This window comes from Streptomyces sp. NPDC037013, assembly GCF_055607265.1.
Map to the genome: position 1 here is coordinate 248,527 of NZ_JBVJRV010000005.1, position 15,051 is coordinate 263,577.

At 71.2% G+C, this 15,051-nt stretch carries 18 protein-coding genes; 14 read left to right on the forward strand and 4 right to left on the reverse strand.

All coding sequences use genetic code 11. From position 1 onward, the window contains the following. Positions 1-2 precede the first annotated feature (2 nt). The 14 genes from ACZ7DY_RS20155 (at position 3) to ACZ7DY_RS20220 (ending at position 11,748) form a co-directional block, all read left to right on the forward strand. The gene (locus tag ACZ7DY_RS20155) at positions 3-590 is read left to right on the forward strand and encodes a GNAT family N-acetyltransferase (RefSeq protein ID WP_471137120.1); all 588 of its coding nucleotides are present in this window, start codon (positions 3-5) and stop codon (positions 588-590) included. 124 nt (positions 591-714) lie between these two features. Further along, complete coding sequence (locus ACZ7DY_RS20160; protein ID WP_317850861.1) at positions 715-798, forward strand: putative leader peptide; 84 nt, start codon at positions 715-717, stop codon at positions 796-798. 145 nt (positions 799-943) lie between these two features. Then, a complete protein-coding gene (locus ACZ7DY_RS20165) occupies positions 944-2,641 on the forward strand; it encodes a nitrite/sulfite reductase (RefSeq protein ID WP_471137122.1) in 1,698 nt (565 codons plus the stop codon). Next, a complete protein-coding gene (locus tag ACZ7DY_RS20170; protein ID WP_471137124.1) occupies positions 2,638-2,817 on the forward strand; it encodes a hypothetical protein in 180 nt (59 codons plus the stop codon). The genes ACZ7DY_RS20165 and ACZ7DY_RS20170 overlap by 4 nt, the downstream gene beginning before the upstream one ends. Continuing rightward, positions 2,814-3,530, forward strand: a complete 717-nt coding sequence (locus ACZ7DY_RS20175) for a phosphoadenylyl-sulfate reductase (protein ID WP_471137126.1) — start codon at positions 2,814-2,816, stop codon at positions 3,528-3,530. Before ACZ7DY_RS20170 ends, ACZ7DY_RS20175 begins: the two co-directional genes overlap by 4 nt. Further along, positions 3,527-4,108: an adenylyl-sulfate kinase gene (cysC, locus tag ACZ7DY_RS20180; RefSeq protein ID WP_471137128.1), complete on the forward strand. Its 582-nt coding sequence runs from the start codon at positions 3,527-3,529 to the stop codon at positions 4,106-4,108. The genes ACZ7DY_RS20175 and cysC overlap by 4 nt, the downstream gene beginning before the upstream one ends. Beyond that, on the forward strand, positions 4,105-5,040 hold the full coding sequence (cysD, locus tag ACZ7DY_RS20185) for a sulfate adenylyltransferase subunit CysD (RefSeq protein WP_471137130.1): 936 nt from the start codon (positions 4,105-4,107) through the stop codon (positions 5,038-5,040). Before cysC ends, cysD begins: the two co-directional genes overlap by 4 nt. 2 nt (positions 5,041-5,042) lie before the next feature. Then, positions 5,043-6,413, forward strand: coding sequence for a sulfate adenylyltransferase subunit 1 (locus ACZ7DY_RS20190; protein ID WP_471137132.1), 1,371 nt, complete (start codon positions 5,043-5,045; stop codon positions 6,411-6,413). A gap of 237 nt (positions 6,414-6,650) precedes the next feature. Beyond that, positions 6,651-7,754 (forward strand): ABC transporter substrate-binding protein, encoded by a 1,104-nt coding sequence (locus tag ACZ7DY_RS20195; RefSeq protein WP_471137134.1) that lies wholly within the window; start codon positions 6,651-6,653, stop codon positions 7,752-7,754. Between the two features lie 36 nt (positions 7,755-7,790). Continuing rightward, positions 7,791-8,582, forward strand: coding sequence for an ABC transporter ATP-binding protein (locus ACZ7DY_RS20200; RefSeq protein WP_471137136.1), 792 nt, complete (start codon positions 7,791-7,793; stop codon positions 8,580-8,582). Further along, positions 8,569-9,519 (forward strand): ABC transporter permease, encoded by a 951-nt coding sequence (locus ACZ7DY_RS20205; protein ID WP_471137138.1) that lies wholly within the window; start codon positions 8,569-8,571, stop codon positions 9,517-9,519. The genes ACZ7DY_RS20200 and ACZ7DY_RS20205 overlap by 14 nt, the downstream gene beginning before the upstream one ends. 6 nt (positions 9,520-9,525) lie before the next feature. Beyond that, positions 9,526-10,296, forward strand: a complete 771-nt coding sequence (locus ACZ7DY_RS20210; RefSeq protein ID WP_471137140.1) for a sirohydrochlorin chelatase — start codon at positions 9,526-9,528, stop codon at positions 10,294-10,296. Between the two features lie 11 nt (positions 10,297-10,307). Then, positions 10,308-11,165 carry an SCO6745 family protein gene (locus ACZ7DY_RS20215; protein WP_471137142.1) on the forward strand — a complete coding sequence of 286 codons (858 nt, stop codon included), beginning with the start codon at positions 10,308-10,310 and terminating at the stop codon, positions 11,163-11,165. 67 nt (positions 11,166-11,232) lie between these two features. Further along, positions 11,233-11,748, forward strand: coding sequence for a GNAT family N-acetyltransferase (locus tag ACZ7DY_RS20220; protein ID WP_471137144.1), 516 nt, complete (start codon positions 11,233-11,235; stop codon positions 11,746-11,748). 2 nt (positions 11,749-11,750) lie between these two features. Here the strand turns inward: ACZ7DY_RS20220 and ACZ7DY_RS20225 are convergent, their stop codons facing one another. From ACZ7DY_RS20225 to ACZ7DY_RS20240, 4 genes are all read right to left on the reverse strand, one after another. Next, on the reverse strand, positions 11,751-12,407 hold the full coding sequence (locus ACZ7DY_RS20225; RefSeq protein WP_471137146.1) for a mycothiol-dependent nitroreductase Rv2466c family protein: 657 nt from the start codon (positions 12,405-12,407) through the stop codon (positions 11,751-11,753). Between the two features lie 95 nt (positions 12,408-12,502). Beyond that, a complete protein-coding gene (locus ACZ7DY_RS20230; protein WP_471137711.1) occupies positions 12,503-12,874 on the reverse strand; it encodes a nuclear transport factor 2 family protein in 372 nt (123 codons plus the stop codon). A 4-nt stretch (positions 12,875-12,878) separates the two neighbouring features. Next, on the reverse strand, positions 12,879-13,430 hold the full coding sequence (locus ACZ7DY_RS20235) for a DUF1697 domain-containing protein (protein WP_471137148.1): 552 nt from the start codon (positions 13,428-13,430) through the stop codon (positions 12,879-12,881). Between the two features lie 73 nt (positions 13,431-13,503). Beyond that, entirely contained in the window at positions 13,504-14,712 is a 1,209-nt protein-coding gene (locus tag ACZ7DY_RS20240; RefSeq protein ID WP_471137150.1) for a S8 family peptidase, read from the reverse strand. Positions 14,713-15,051: the final 339 nt, after the last annotated feature.

The window sequence follows — 15,051 nt, forward strand, 5'->3', positions numbered from 1 at the left end:
CCATGAGCATCACTGTCACCACCTGGTCCCTCGAACAGACCTCTCCCTCCGACCTGCTCCCGGCCGAAGCGCCCGAGGGCGACGTACGGATCGTGCGCGCCGAGGTGCCCTCGCCGGAGCTGAGCCGCTTCCTGTACGCGTCCGTCGGCGGGGACATCCACTGGACCGACCGGCTCTCCCTCACCCACGCCGAGTGGCAGAAACTGCTCGACCGGCCGGGCGTGGAGACCTGGGTCGCCTACGACAGGGGGACGCCCGCCGGGTACGTGGAGCTGGCGGCGCGCGGCGAGCGGGGGGACGCGGCGGAGGGCGTCGTCGAGATCGTCTACTTCGGCCTGCTCCCCGCCTTCCGCGGGCGCCGCATCGGCGGCCACCTCCTGTCGTACGCCACCGCCCGCGCCTGGGACCTGGCCGAGCGGTGGCCGCAGCTCGCGCCGACCGAACGGGTCTGGCTCCACACCTGCTCCAAGGACGGCGAGCACGCCATGGACAATTACCTGCGGCGCGGCTTCCGGCTCTTCGACACCAAGGTCGAGCAGGAGGCCGAGGTGCCCGCGCCGGGACCGTGGCCCGGCGCCGAGCGCGGCTGATTTCTCCCTTGCCCCACCCCGGCCCCCTGTGACCGGCGACACCCTTGTCCACGATGCGGGACAAGGGTGTCCACATTTTGGATAATGCTGGACTGGGCCGAAAGTCCCATGACACGCTTCCGGCATGGATCGCACTGGAAACGCCTTGGTGAGTCGACGTCACGTCGACCTCGGCCGCATGTCCAGCGCCATGTGTCCGGCTCGCTGATCGACTCAGCACCGCCGCTCTCTTTTCCCTGAACTACCTCCCTGCGCAGCGCCGCGCGCACATTTCCGCATGTGCCACCACTCGCGGCCATGTGCCATATCCGCAGGTCAGAGAAGCTTCCCGCTGCCCCGAAGGACGTACCACCATGGCCGCCACGCCAGAAAAGCCCGCCCCAGCCACGCCCCGCCGCAAGGCGAGCCGTCACCGCGGCGAGGGCCAGTGGGCCGTCGGTCACTTCACGCCGCTCAACGGGAACGAGCAGTTCAAGAAGGACGACGACGGTCTCAATGTGCGGACACGTATTGAGACGATCTATTCGAAGCGTGGATTCGACTCCATCGACCCCAACGACCTGCGCGGGCGGATGCGCTGGTGGGGGCTGTACACACAGCGCAAGCCCGGGATCGACGGCGGCAAGACGGCGATCCTGGAGCCCGAGGAGCTGGACGACGAGTACTTCATGCTCCGGGTGCGCGTCGACGGCGGCCGGCTCACCACCGAGCAGCTGCGCGTCATCGGCGAGGTCTCCCAGGAGTTCGCGCGCGGCACCGCCGACCTCACCGACCGGCAGAACATCCAGTACCACTGGATCCGCATCGAGGACGTCCCCGAGATCTGGCGCCGCCTGGAGGCCGTGGGGCTCTCCACCACCGAGGCCTGCGGCGACACGCCCCGCGTCATCCTCGGCTCGCCCATCGCCGGTGTCGCCGAGAACGAGATCATCGACGGCTCCCCCGCGATCGACGAGATACAGCGCCGCTTCATCGGCAATCCCGACTTCTCGAACCTGCCGCGCAAGTTCAAGACCGCGATCTCCGGCTCCCCGCAGCTCGACGTCGCCCACGAGATCAACGACGTCGCCTTCGTCGGCGTGCACCACCCCGAGCACGGCCCCGGCTTCGACCTGTGGGTGGGCGGCGGCCTCTCCACCAACCCCAAGCTGGGCGTGCGGCTTGGCGCCTGGGTGCCGCTCGACGACGTGCCGGACGTGTTCGGCGGCGTGATCGGCATCTTCCGCGACTACGGCTACCGCCGCCTGCGCAACCGCGCCCGCCTGAAGTTCCTCGTCGCCGACTGGGGCCCGGAGAAGTTCCGGCAGGTCCTGGAGGACGAGTACCTCGAGCGGAAGCTGGTCGACGGCCCCGCGCCCGAGCAGCCCGCCGGCGTCTGGCGCGACCACCTCGGCGTCCACCGGCAGAAGGACGGCCGCTTCTACGTCGGGTTCGCGCCCCGCGTCGGCCGCGTCGACGGCGCCACCCTCACCAAGATCGCCGAGGTGGCCGAGGCGCACGGCTCGGGCCGGCTGCGCACCACCGCCGAGCAGAAGATGATCGTGCTCGACGTCGAGCAGGAGCAGGTCGACTCGCTCGTCTCCGCCCTGGAGGCGCTCGACCTTCGCGTCAACGCCTCGCCGTTCCGGCGCGGCACCATGGCCTGCACCGGCATCGAGTTCTGCAAGCTCGCCATCGTCGAGACCAAGGCGCGCGGCGCCTCGCTCATCGACGAACTGGAGCGCCGCATCCCGGAGTTCGACGAGCCGATCACCATCAACATCAACGGCTGCCCGAACGCCTGCGCCCGCATCCAGGTCGCCGACATCGGCCTCAAGGGCCAGCTGGTCCTCGACGACGACGGCAACCAGGTCGAGGGCTACCAGGTGCACCTGGGCGGCGCGCTCGGCCTGGACGCCGGGTTCGGCCGCAAGGTCCGCGGCCTGAAGGTCACCGCCACCGAGCTGCCCGACTACATCGAGCGGGTCCTCGGTCGCTTCCAGGCGGAGCGCGAGGACGGCGAGCGCTTCGCCGCCTGGACGGCCCGCGCGTCCGAGGAGGCCCTCAAGTGAGCGAGCGCGCCGCCCCCTTCCACTGCCCCTACTGCGGCGACGAGGACCTGCGTCCGAACGAGACCGGTCACGGCGCCTGGGAATGCGCGGGGTGCAACCGCGCCTTTCAGCTGAAGTTCCTCGGGCTCCTCGCCCGGGGCGTTCAGCACACCAGCGGTGGAGGGGACCAGATATGACGACCGCTCAGGATCAACTGAAGCGTACGGACGACGAATTGAAGGCGCTCGCCGAGCAGGCCGGGCGCGATCTGGAGGACGCCTCCGCCACGGAGATCCTCCGGTGGGCCGCGGACACCTTCGGGAGCCGGTTCTGCGTGACCTCCTCGATGGAGGACGCGGTCGTCGCCCACCTCGCCTCGCGGGTCATGCCCGGTGTCGACGTCGTGTTCCTGGACACGGGCTACCACTTCCCGGAGACGATCGGCACCCGCGACGCCGTCGAGGCCGTGCTGGACGTCAACGTCATCACGCTGACACCGCGGCAGACCGTGGCCGAGCAGGACGCCGAGTACGGCCCGAGGCTGCACGACCGCGACCCCGACCTGTGCTGCGCGCTGCGCAAGGTGCGGCCGCTGGAGGACGGGCTCCAGGGATACGCCGCCTGGGCCACGGGCCTGCGCCGCGACGAGTCGCCGACCCGGGCCAACACCCCGGTCGTCGGCTGGGACGAGAAGCGCCGCAAGGTCAAGGTCTCGCCGATCGCCCGCTGGAGCCAGGACGACGTCGACGCGTACGTCACCGAGCACGGCGTCCTGACCAACCCGCTCCTGATGGACGGCTACGGCTCGGTGGGCTGCGCCCCCTGCACCCGCCGCCTCCTGGAGGGCGAGGACGCGCGGGCCGGCCGCTGGGCCGGGAACGCCAAGACCGAGTGCGGGATCCACGGATGACCGCGCCGCAGACTCAGCAGCAACAGACCCGGGAGAACCACGTGACGACCGGAGCCACCGTCTGGCTCACCGGCCTGCCCAGCGCCGGCAAGACCACCATCGCCTACGAACTGGCGGGCCGGCTGCGCGCCGAAGGGCGCCGCGTCGAGGTGCTCGACGGCGACGAGATCCGCACGTTCCTCTCGGCGGGCCTCGGCTTCAGCCGCGAGGACCGGCACACCAACGTGCAGCGGATCGGCTTCGTCGCCGAACTCCTCGCCCGCAACGGCGTGCTGGCCCTCGTACCGGTGATCGCGCCGTTCGCGGACAGCCGCGAGGCGGTCCGCAAGCGCCACCAGGAGACCGGCAGCGCCTACGTGGAGGTGCACGTCGCCACGCCGGTCGAGGTGTGCTCCGTACGCGACGTCAAGGGTCTGTACGCCAAGCAGGCGGCCGGTGAGATCTCCGGTCTCACCGGGGTCGACGACCCGTACGAGGAGCCCGAATCACCGGATCTGCGCATCGAGTCGCAGGACCAGACCGTGCAGGAGTCAGCTGCCGCCGTGCACGCGCTGCTCACCGAGAGGGGTCTCGCATGACGACCGTCGCAGGCGTCTCCGAGGAGACGGACAGCCCGTACGCGCTCAGCCACCTGGACGCCCTGGAGTCCGAGGCGGTGCACATCTTCCGCGAGGTGGCGGGAGAGTTCGAGCGGCCGGTGATCCTCTTCTCCGGCGGCAAGGACTCCATCCTCATGCTGCACCTGGCGCTCAAGGCATTCGCCCCCGCGCCGGTCCCCTTCTCGCTGCTTCACGTGGACACCGGGCACAACTTCCCCGAGGTCATCGAGTACCGCGACCGCGTCGTCGCCGAGCACGGGCTGCGGCTGCACGTCGCCTCCGTGCAGGAGTACATCGACGCGGGCAAGCTGCGCGAGCGCCCCGACGGGACGCGCAACCCGCTGCAGACCGTGCCGCTCACCGAGAAGATCCAGAGCGAGCGGTTCGACGCGGTCTTCGGCGGCGGGCGCCGCGACGAGGAGAAGGCGCGCGCCAAGGAGCGGGTGTTCTCGCTGCGCGACGAGTTCTCGCAGTGGGACCCGCGCCGCCAGCGCCCCGAGCTGTGGCAGCTCTACAACGGCCGGCACGCGCCCGGTGAGCACGTCCGCGTCTTCCCGCTCTCCAACTGGACCGAGCTGGACGTGTGGCAGTACATCGCCCGTGAGGAGATCGAGCTGCCGGGCATCTACTTCGCGCACGAGCGGGACGTGTTCAAGCGCTCCGGCATGTGGCTGACCGCGGGCGAGTGGGGCGGCCCCAAGGAGGGCGAGACGGTCGAGCGGCGGCTGGTCCGCTACCGCACCGTCGGCGACATGTCCTGCACCGGGGCGGTCGACTCGGACGCCACGACGCTGGACGCCGTCATCACCGAGATCGCCGCGTCCCGCCTCACCGAGCGCGGGGCCACCCGGGCCGACGACAAGCTCTCCGAGGCCGCGATGGAAGACCGCAAGCGCGAGGGGTACTTCTAACCATGAGCAAGAGCACCACTGAGCCGGTACAGCCGCTCTCCACCGAGCAGTTGTCGGCCACCACCCTGCTGCGGTTCGCCACCGCGGGCTCCGTCGACGACGGCAAGTCCACGCTCGTGGGCCGCCTCCTCCACGACTCCAAGTCGGTCCTCACCGACCAGCTGGAGGCCGTCGAGCGGGTCTCGCAGGACCGCGGTCAGGACACCCCCGACCTCGCGCTGCTCACCGACGGCCTGCGGGCCGAGCGGGAGCAGGGCATCACCATCGACGTGGCGTACCGCTACTTCGCCACGGCCCGGCGCCGGTTCATCCTCGCCGACACGCCGGGGCACGTGCAGTACACCCGGAACATGGTCACCGGCGCGTCCACGGCCGACCTCGCCGTGGTCCTCGTCGACGCCCGCAACGGCGTCATCGAGCAGACCCGCCGGCACGCCGCGGTCGCCGCGCTCCTGCGGGTCCCGCACGTGGTCCTCGCCGTGAACAAGATGGACCTCGTCGCGTACGAGGAGAAGGTCTTCGCGGAGATCGCCGAGGAGTTCACGGCGTACGCGAGCGAGCTGGGCGTCCCGGAGATCACCGCCATCCCGATCTCGGCGCTGGCCGGCGACAATGTGGTCGAGCCGTCCTCGAACATGGACTGGTACGGCGGCCCCACCGTCCTCGAGCACCTGGAGACGGTCCCGGTCAGCCACGACCTCGCCTCCTGCCACGCGCGGCTGCCCGTGCAGTACGTGATCCGCCCGCAGACCGCCGAGCACCCCGACTACCGCGGCTACGCGGGCCAGATCGCGGCCGGCACCTTCCGCGTCGGCGAGTCCGTTACGGTCCTGCCGTCCGGCCGCACCTCGCGGATCACCGGCATCGACCTGCTCGGCAAGGCGGTGGACGTGGCCTGGACGCCGCAGTCCGTCACCCTGCTCCTGGCGGACGACATCGACATCTCGCGCGGCGATCTGATCGTGCCGAGCGGTGACACCCCGCCGACCACGCAGGAGCTGGAGGCGACGGTCTGCCACGTGGCGGACACCGCCCTCACCGTCGGCCAGCGGGTGCTGCTCAAGCACACCACCCGTACGGTCAAGGCGATCGTCAAGGAGATCCCGTCGCGGCTCACCCTCGACGACCTCTCCCAGCACCCGGAGCCCGGGCAGCTCGTCGCCAACGACATCGGCCGCGTGAAGGTCCGTACCGCCGAGCCGCTCGCGGTCGACGCGTACGCCGACTCGCGCCGCACCGGCTCCTTCCTGCTGATCGACCCGGCGGACGGCACGACGCTCGCGGCGGGCATGGCGGGCGACGCGTTCGCGGCGGCCGCCGATGCCGTGGCGGAGGCCGGGACCCCGGCGGACGACGAGAGCTGGGACTTCTGACATGACCTACGTCGACGTGTTCGCGACGTTCGCGAAAGAGGGCGGCCGCATCGGCAGCGGCGCCCTCGGCAGCGGACAGGGCGGGGTGGCGCGATGTGCGCGCTGACGTACGCGCACCGCATGCGCGCCCTCGCCCGCCCCTTCCCCGGGGGCCGCTTTGTTCGACGACGAAGACCTGCCGACCGCCCGGCCACGACCTGACGGCGTGAGACCGGGCCTACGAGAGGACCACCTCCCGTGCCTGCCCCGCGTACCCGACGCGCCGCCCTCGCGGCGCTGCCCCTGCTGGCCCTCGCCCTCGGTGCCTGCGGTTACGGCTCCGATGCGGCCGAGACCGACGAGAAGTCCAAGGTCGCCGCCGGTGCCGAGAAGATCGACGGCCTGGACACCGTGAAGCTCGGGTACTTCCCGAACCTGACCCACGCCACCGCCCTGGTCGGCAACCAGGAGGGCATCCTCCAGAAGGAGCTCGGCGGCACGGAGGCGAAGTACTCCCAGTTCAACGCGGGCCCCTCGGAGATCGAGGCGCTCAACGCCGGGTCGATCGACATCGGCTGGATCGGCCCCTCCCCCGCCATCAACGGCTACACGAAGTCGCAGGGCAAGAACCTGCGGATCATCGGCGGTTCGGCCTCCGGCGGCGTGCGGCTCGTGGTCAACCCGGACAAGATCAAGTCCCTCGACGACGTCAAGGGCAAGAAGATCGCGACCCCGCAGCTCGGCAACACCCAGGACGTCGCGTTCCTCAACTGGATCTCCGAGCGGGGCTGGCACACCGACGCGCAGAGCGGCAAGGGCGACGTGTCGGTGGTCCGCACCGACAACAAGATCACCCCGGACGCCTACCGGTCCGGCTCCATCGACGGCGCCTGGGTGCCGGAGCCGACCGCGTCCAAGCTGGTCGCCGAGGGTGGCAAGGTGCTGCTCGACGAGGCCGACCTCTGGCCGGACAAGAAGTTCGTGATCACCAACATCATCGTGCGGCAGGAGTTCCTGAAGGAGCACCCGAAGGTCGTCGAGGCCGTCCTGCGCGGCTCCGTGAAGACCAACGCCTGGATCGCGAAGAACCCCGGCAAGGCGAAGGCCGCCGCGAACGCCCGGCTCAAGGCCGACGTGGGCAAGCCGCTGCCCGCCTCGGTGCTCGACCCCGCGTGGAAGTCGATCACGACCACCGACGACCCGCTGGCGTCGACGCTCCGCACGGAGGCGGACCACGCGGTCGAGGCAGGCCTCCTGGAGAAGCCCGACCTCAAGGGCATCTACGACCTCCGCCCGCTCAACAAGGTCCTCAAGGCCGCGGGGAAGTCCCCGGTCGACGACGCCGGCCTCGGCGTCAAGTAACCCCGGAAAGACGACCGTTCCCAGGAGGTGACGACCATGGCAACCACCCTCGCCAAGGCCGCGGAGGACATCCGCACCACGGCCGCGCACGCCGCCCGCATCGAGCACGTCTCGAAGTCCTTCGGCGGACCCGCCGGACCCCAGCTGGTCCTGGACGACATCACGCTCGATGTCGCGCCGGGCGAGTTCGTCACCCTCCTGGGAGCCTCCGGCTGCGGCAAGTCGACCCTGCTCAACCTGGTCGCCGGGCTCGACCGGCCGTCCGCGGGCACCATCACCACCGACGGCCGCCCGGCCCTGATGTTCCAGGAGCACGCGCTCTTCCCCTGGCTCACCGCGGGCAAGAACATCGAACTCGCCCTGAAACTGCGCGGCGTGCCCAAGGCCGAGCGCCGCACGAAGGCCGAGGAACTCCTCGAACTCGTCCGGCTCCAGGGCTCGTACGGCAAGCGGGTGCACGAGCTGTCCGGCGGCATGCGCCAGCGGGTGGCGCTGGCCCGCGCCCTGGCCCAGGACAGCCGGCTGCTCCTGATGGACGAGCCGTTCGCCGCGCTCGACGCGATCACCCGCGACGTACTGCACGACGAACTGACCCGCGTCTGGCGCGAGACGGACGTCTCCATCCTCTTCGTCACGCACAACGTCCGCGAGGCCGTCCGCCTGGCCCAGCGCGTCGTGCTCCTCTCGTCGCGTCCCGGCCGGGTGGCGCACGAGTGGCGGGTCGGCATCGAGCACCCGCGCCGCATCGAGGACACCGCCGTCGCGGAACTGTCCGTCGAGATCACCGAACAACTGCGTGGGGAGATCCGCCGCCATGGCAAGGACTGAGACGACCGGCCCGGTCAGCGAGACGACCGGCCCGGCCGGCGAGACGGGCGGGCCGCGCAAGGAGACCGGCGACGGCCAGGACCTCGCCGGTCTGGAGGCGGGTCTCGACGCCCTGGAGTCGACCGCGGGCCCCACCCGTACCCCGGTGCGCCAGGTCCTGGTGCAGAAGGTCCTGCCGCCGCTCACCGCGGTGCTGCTGGTGCTCCTGGTCTGGCAGGCGCTGGTCACCTTCGAGATCGTCGACGACCCGGGCAAGCTGCCCTCGCCGTCCGCGGTCTGGGACGAGGTGCGCGCGGCCTGGCTGCAGGGCACGCTCCTCGACTACATCTGGACCTCGGTCTCGCGCGGCCTGCTCGGCTTCCTGATGGCCCTCGCGATCGGCACCCCGCTGGGCCTGATCGTGGCCCGGGTGCGGTTCGTGCGGGCCGCCATCGGGCCGATCCTCTCCGGCCTTCAGTCACTGCCGTCCGTGGCGTGGGTCCCGCCGGCGGTGCTCTGGCTGGGCCTGGAGAACAAGATGATGTACGCGGTCATCCTGCTCGGCGCCGTGCCCTCCATCGCCAACGGCCTGGTCTCCGGCGTCGACCAGGTGCCCCCGCTCTACCTTCGCGCGGGCCGCACGCTCGGCGCGACGGGGCTGCTCCACACCTGGCACATCGTGCTTCCGGCGGCCCTGCCCGGATACCTGGCGGGGCTGAAGCAGGGCTGGGCGTTCTCCTGGCGTTCGCTGATGGCCGCCGAGATCATCGCCTCCTCGCCCGAACTGGGCGTCGGCCTCGGCCAGCTCCTGGAGAACGGCCGCAACGCCAGCTCCATGCCCATGATCTTCCTGGCCATCTTCCTCATCCTCATCGTCGGCATCGCCATCGACCTGCTCATCTTCAGCCCGCTCGAGCGGCGCGTCCTGCGCGGCCGCGGCCTCCTGGTGAGGAGCTGAACCACCGTGCACCGTCCCGTCCTTCTCGTCATCGCCCACGGCAGCCGCGACCCGCGGCACGCCGCGACCGTGCGCGCGCTGGTGCGCCGGGTGCGCTCGCTGCGCCCGGGGCTGCGGGTGGAGACGGGGTTCCTCGACTTCAACGCCCCCACCGTCTCGGGTGTGTTGGAGCGGCTCGCGGCCGAAGGGGTGCGCGACGTCGTGGCGCTGCCGCTGCTGCTGACCCGCGCGTTCCACGCCAAGTCGGACATCCCCGCGGTGCTGCGGGAGGCCCCCGCCGGCCTCCGCATCCGCCGGGCGGCGGTCCTCGGCCCGTCGCCGCTGCTCGTCTCCGCTCTGGAGCGGCGGCTGTACGAGGCGGGGCTCGACCCCGCCGACAAGTCCTCGACCGGGGTCGTGCTGGCCTCGGCGGGGTCATCGGACCCGGAGGCGATCGCAGTGATCGCTGACATCGCGCGGGAGTGGCGGCACACCGGTTGGTGCGCCGTGCGGCCTGCGTTCGCCTCCGCACCTCTGCCCCGCACGGCGGACGCCGTGCGGGCACTGCGGGCCGTGGACGGGGTGCGGCGGGTCGCCGTCGCCCCCTATGTCCTGGCCCCCGGCTTCCTGCCGGACCGCATCGCCCGGGGCGCGGCCGAGGCCGAGGCCGACGTCCTCGCGGACGTCCTCGGCCCGGCCCCCGAAGTGGCTCACCTTTTGCTGCGGCGCTACGACGAGGCCTATGCGCCCGGCACGTGCCCCGTTGCTCCCCTGGCGCGGATTCCCGCACTGGCCTAGCTTGTGGGTTCATGACCCCGAGCCGATCGCGCACACTGTGGCTGCGGACCGAACCCCTGCACGCGGTGGTCTACTTCGAGGAGCGCTGCCGCGGCCTCGGCAGGGCCGTCGGCCTCAAGGGCTTCTGGATGGGGTACTTCGCGGCCCGCACCGCGCCGATGGGCCGGGTCGGACCGGGGGTGGCGGCCGCGGCACTCGGTGTCTTCGCGCCGGACATGGTGGCCCGCGCCCTCCCGTCGGCCTGGGAGTACGCCTCCCCGGACCGGGTCGTCGAGGAGCGGGCCCGGCTCACCGCCGGTGCCCTGCGCCACCTGATCCCCTACGCCGACGCGCTGGCGGCCGCGGTCAACGACCCCCTGGCCGCCATGGTGGAGGACGCCCCCTCGCTGGCCCGTCCCCTCTTCGCCGCCAACCGCGACCTGGCGCACCGCGCCGACCCGGTCGAGCGGCTGTGGCAACTGGTCACCTGCGTACGCGAGTTCCGGGGCGATGCCCATATCGCGGTACTCGCCGACCACGGTCTGGACGCCCGCGAGAGCCTCGTCCTGGCCGCCGCCACCGACCGCGTGGACCCGGCCGGCATCCGGCAGGACCGCGGCTGGGACGAGGAGGCCTGGACGGCGGCCGTGGACCGGCTGCGCGCCAGGGGCCTGCTGGATGCCTCGGGCGGGGTGACGGAACACGGCGTCACCGTACGGGAGTTGATCGAGGACGACACGGACCGCCTCGCCGGGCGGCTGCTGCATCCGCTGTCCCGGGCGGAGACGGACGCCCTCCTCGCCGCCCTGGAGCCGGCCGCCCGGCGCATCCTGGACTCGGACGTCCTGCCGTTCCCGAACCCGATCGGACTGCCGCGGGCGGTGGGGTGACCGATCACCACCGGGAGGCGGGTGAAACCGGTTGCCGGGTGGGGTCCGCCCCCTTACGGTCACCCGGGTGACTCCCGAACTGCGCTCCGAGCGCCTCTTCCTCTCCCCCTACGCCGCCGCCGACGAGGCGGACTTCGTCGCGCTCTTCCAGGACGAGCCCGTGGGCCGCTGGTTCGGGGACGGCATGCAGAGCGCGGCGGAGGACCGTGCCCTGTTCGGCCGGATATTCAGCGTCATCTACGCGGAGAAGCGCTTCCCCGTCTGGGCTGTCCGGTACGAAGGCCGCTACATCGGGCACGGCGAGATCAAGCCCTCGCCCGAGCCCTGGCTCGACGGCCACGAGATCGTCTACGGCCTGAACAAGTCGAGCTGGGGTCTCGGGCTCGGCGTCGAACTCGCGGGGCTCCTCACCTCGTACGGGCACGAGACCCTGGGGCTGGCCGAGGTGCACGCGACGGTGGACGCGCGGAACGCTCCCTCGCTCGCCGTCCTTGAGCGGCTCGGCTACACGCGCACGCGTGAGGTGCCGGAGGAGAACGGCACCCTCACCCTCCAGCTCACCTCGCGCGTGACACCCGCCTGACGTCAGGAGAAGTCCAGGCCGCCGGTGCGGGTGCGCTTGAGCTCGAAGAAGTCCGGGTGGCCGGCGAGGACCCGGAAGCTGTCGAAGAGGCGGGCGGCCTCCTCGCCGCGCGGGACGGCCCGCAGCACGGGCCCGAACCAGACGGTGCCGTCGACGTGGATCGTCGGGGTGCCCACGTAGCCGTCGGCCTCCGGGTCCTTGCCCGCGTCGTGGCTGCGGCGCAGCAGTTCGTCGTAGGCGGCGTCGTGGCCGGCCGCCGCGAGGCCGGCGGGGAGGCCGAGTTCGGCGAGGGCCTCTGCGGCGACCTCGTCGAAGTCCTCGTTCTTCTCCTGGTGGATCCTGGTGCCGAAGGCGGTGTAGAGGGCGCGGTGGATCTCCTCGCCGTGCCGGTCCGCGGCGGCCGCGGCGATCCGGGTGAGGGTGAGCGAGCGGTCGACCAGGTCCCGGTACCAGTCGGGCAGGTCGTTGCCGACGTTGTGGAAGAAGAGACTCATCACGTGGAAGCGGACGTCGAGTTCGCGGTGGCGTTCGACCTCCAGGATCCAGCGCGAGGCGATCCAGGCGAACGGGCATGCCGGGTCGTAGTAGAAGTCGACGCGGGTCGGGGCGCCGGTGCTGGCGCCGGTGGTGGCATCGGATGCGGTGGCCGTCTTCGTCATGCCCCGACACTAACCGGCCATTGGCACCCTCTCGTGGGCCATTGAGGGCCTGTTCCTCCGAGCCACTTCCCGGCGCCGACCGGGCCGCGCCCGGGTCACTCCTCGTGGAAGGGCGTCCCCTGGTGGAACCAGAGCCGCCAGCCGTCCTGGGTGCGCCGCCACAGGGAACTGCGGTGGGCCCGGCGGCCGTTGCTGTCCGTGTCGAAGGTCAGGTGGACCAGGTCGTCGGCGAGCTGGACGCCCCGCATGCGGGAGGCGGTGGTGGGGTGGTCGCCGGGAGCCGGGGCCGCCGTGAGGACCTCGACGATCGACGCGCGGTCCCAGCGCGCGCCGGAGGCGCCGAACTCGGTGAACTCGGGGTGCAGCAGCGCGCCGAAGAGCTCCGGAGAGGCGCGCACCCGTGGGTCGAGCAGGCGCAGTTCGGCCTCGACGGCCGCTTCGACGGCGGGGTTGCGTGTGGCCGGCATCTGCTCAGTCACGGGTCATCTCCACGAGCCGCGTGACGGTGTTCCAGTTGCGGCTGGTGGCGATGAGGCCCTTGTTGAGGGCGGGTCTCGACAGCTGTTCGGCGAGCTTGGAGCGGCCGAGGCCGTCCGGCGCGTAGAGGTAGAGGACGCGGTCGCCGAGTGCGAACTCCTCGGGCAGCGCGGTGCCCCGGTCGATGGAGGCGAAGCGCTCGGGGCCGACGGGCGCGGAGAAGTAGGTGACGTGGAGCTGTTTCGCCTCCAGGTCGGCGGCCGGGAAGGGGCAGGCGTCGGCGACCGCCTTCAGGTAGGCGGCGTCGCGGACCAGGACGTCGACGGCGAAGCCGAGGCTCTCCTCGATCGCCGCGCGGACCTCGGCGGCGAGCGACTCCTCGTCACCGTGGTCCGCGGTGAACACGGCGTTGCCGCTCTGCAGATACGTGCGTACGCCGCCGTGGCCGAGCCCTTCCAGGAGCGTGCGCAACCGGGCCATCGGCACCTTCTTGTGGCCGCCCACATTGATGCCGCGGAGCAGTGCCGCATAGGTGGTGATCGTCATGCGGACACGATAGAGCGGCCGTCGTGCCCCGTGGGGGTGGGCACGACGGCCGCGGCTCAGGGGGCCGTGCGGGTTACTCGACGACCTTCAGGAGCTTGTTGGGCGTGCCCTCGCTCGCGTTGGAGATCTTGTCCGGGGTGGCGCCGTCGGTCAGCGCCTTGGCGACGTCGGCGGGCTTGGCATCCGGGTGGGCGGCGACGTAGACGGCGGCGGCGCCCACGACGTGCGGGGTCGCCATCGACGTACCGGAGATGGTGTTGGTGGCGTCGTCGCCGGTGTTCCAGTCGGACGTGATGTCCGAGCCGGGGGCGTAGATGTCCACGACTGAGCCGTAGTTGGAGAAGTCGGACTGCTTGTCGTCCTTGGTGGAGGAGGCGACCGTGATGGCGTCCTTCACGCGGGACGGGGAGCCCTGGGAGGCGTCGGTCGACTCGTTGCCGGCGGCCACGGCGAAGGTGACGCCCGCGTCGATGGCCTTCTGGACGGCCGCGTCGAGCGCTTCATCCGCGCCGCCGCCGAGGCTCATGTTGGCGACGGAGGGGCCCTTGTGGTTCTTGGTGACCCAGTCGATGCCCGCGACGACCTGCTCGGTGGTGCCGGAGCCCTGGTCGTCCAGGACGCGGACGGCGACGATCTTCGCCTTCTTGGCCACGCCGTGCGCCTCACCGGCGATGGTGCCGGCGACGTGCGTGCCGTGGCCGTTGCCGTCGTCGGCGTTGTCGTCGTTGTCGACGGCGTCGAAGCCGGAGGTGGCGCGGCCGCCGAAGTCCTTGTGGCTGACGCGGACACCGGTGTCGATGACGTAGGCGGTGGCGCCCTCGCCCGCGGCGTCGGGGTACGTGTACTTCTTGTCGCCCGCGGTGTCCGCCTGGTCGATGCGGTCGAGGCCCCACGACGGCGGGTTGTCCTGGGTGGCGTCGATGGAGAACTTCTTCGACTGGACGACCTTGCCGACGGCCGGGTCGGCGGCGAGGCGGCGGGCCTCGGTCTCGGTCAGGCCCTTGGCCGAGAAGCCGTTGATGGCGGAGGAGTAGTTGCGCCCCAGCGAGCCGCCGTACTCCTCGGCGAGCTCGGACTTGGTGCCCTTGTCGACCTTCTCGTCGAGCATCACGATGTAGCTCCCGGCGACGGCGCCCTTGGCGTCGGCGCCGTAGACCTTGCCCTCGGCGGGGGTGGCCGCGCCGGCGAAGGAGGTGGCGAAGACGGTCACGCCGACAGCGGTGGCGGCGGTGGCTATCGCGGCGGTGAGCTTCACCGTGCGGGCACGCTTGTGAGTTGCCATGAAGAGGGGTCTCCTCGTGGTGAATGTGGGGGGATGTGGGGGGTATTCAGCTGTGTCGCCAGAGGCTCGCCGCGGCGACAGGTTCATCGCGACGCCCCTGGAGAGCCGGAAGATCTCCGGGTGTTGGGACGAAACCCTGTCTGATTGACGCGCGCAGATCAATACCTACATACAGCTGTGACTTGTTCAACAAGGTTCCGTAATAACAAACCGGATCTGTCCCACCGGAACGGACATCCCGGGCCGCGGAACCCGCAACTCCCGGTAACAGCAAGGCGTTTGCGCCCCACACGCACCACCGGGCGGGCTGGAGATTCCAGCCCGCCCGGTGGTGTGAGG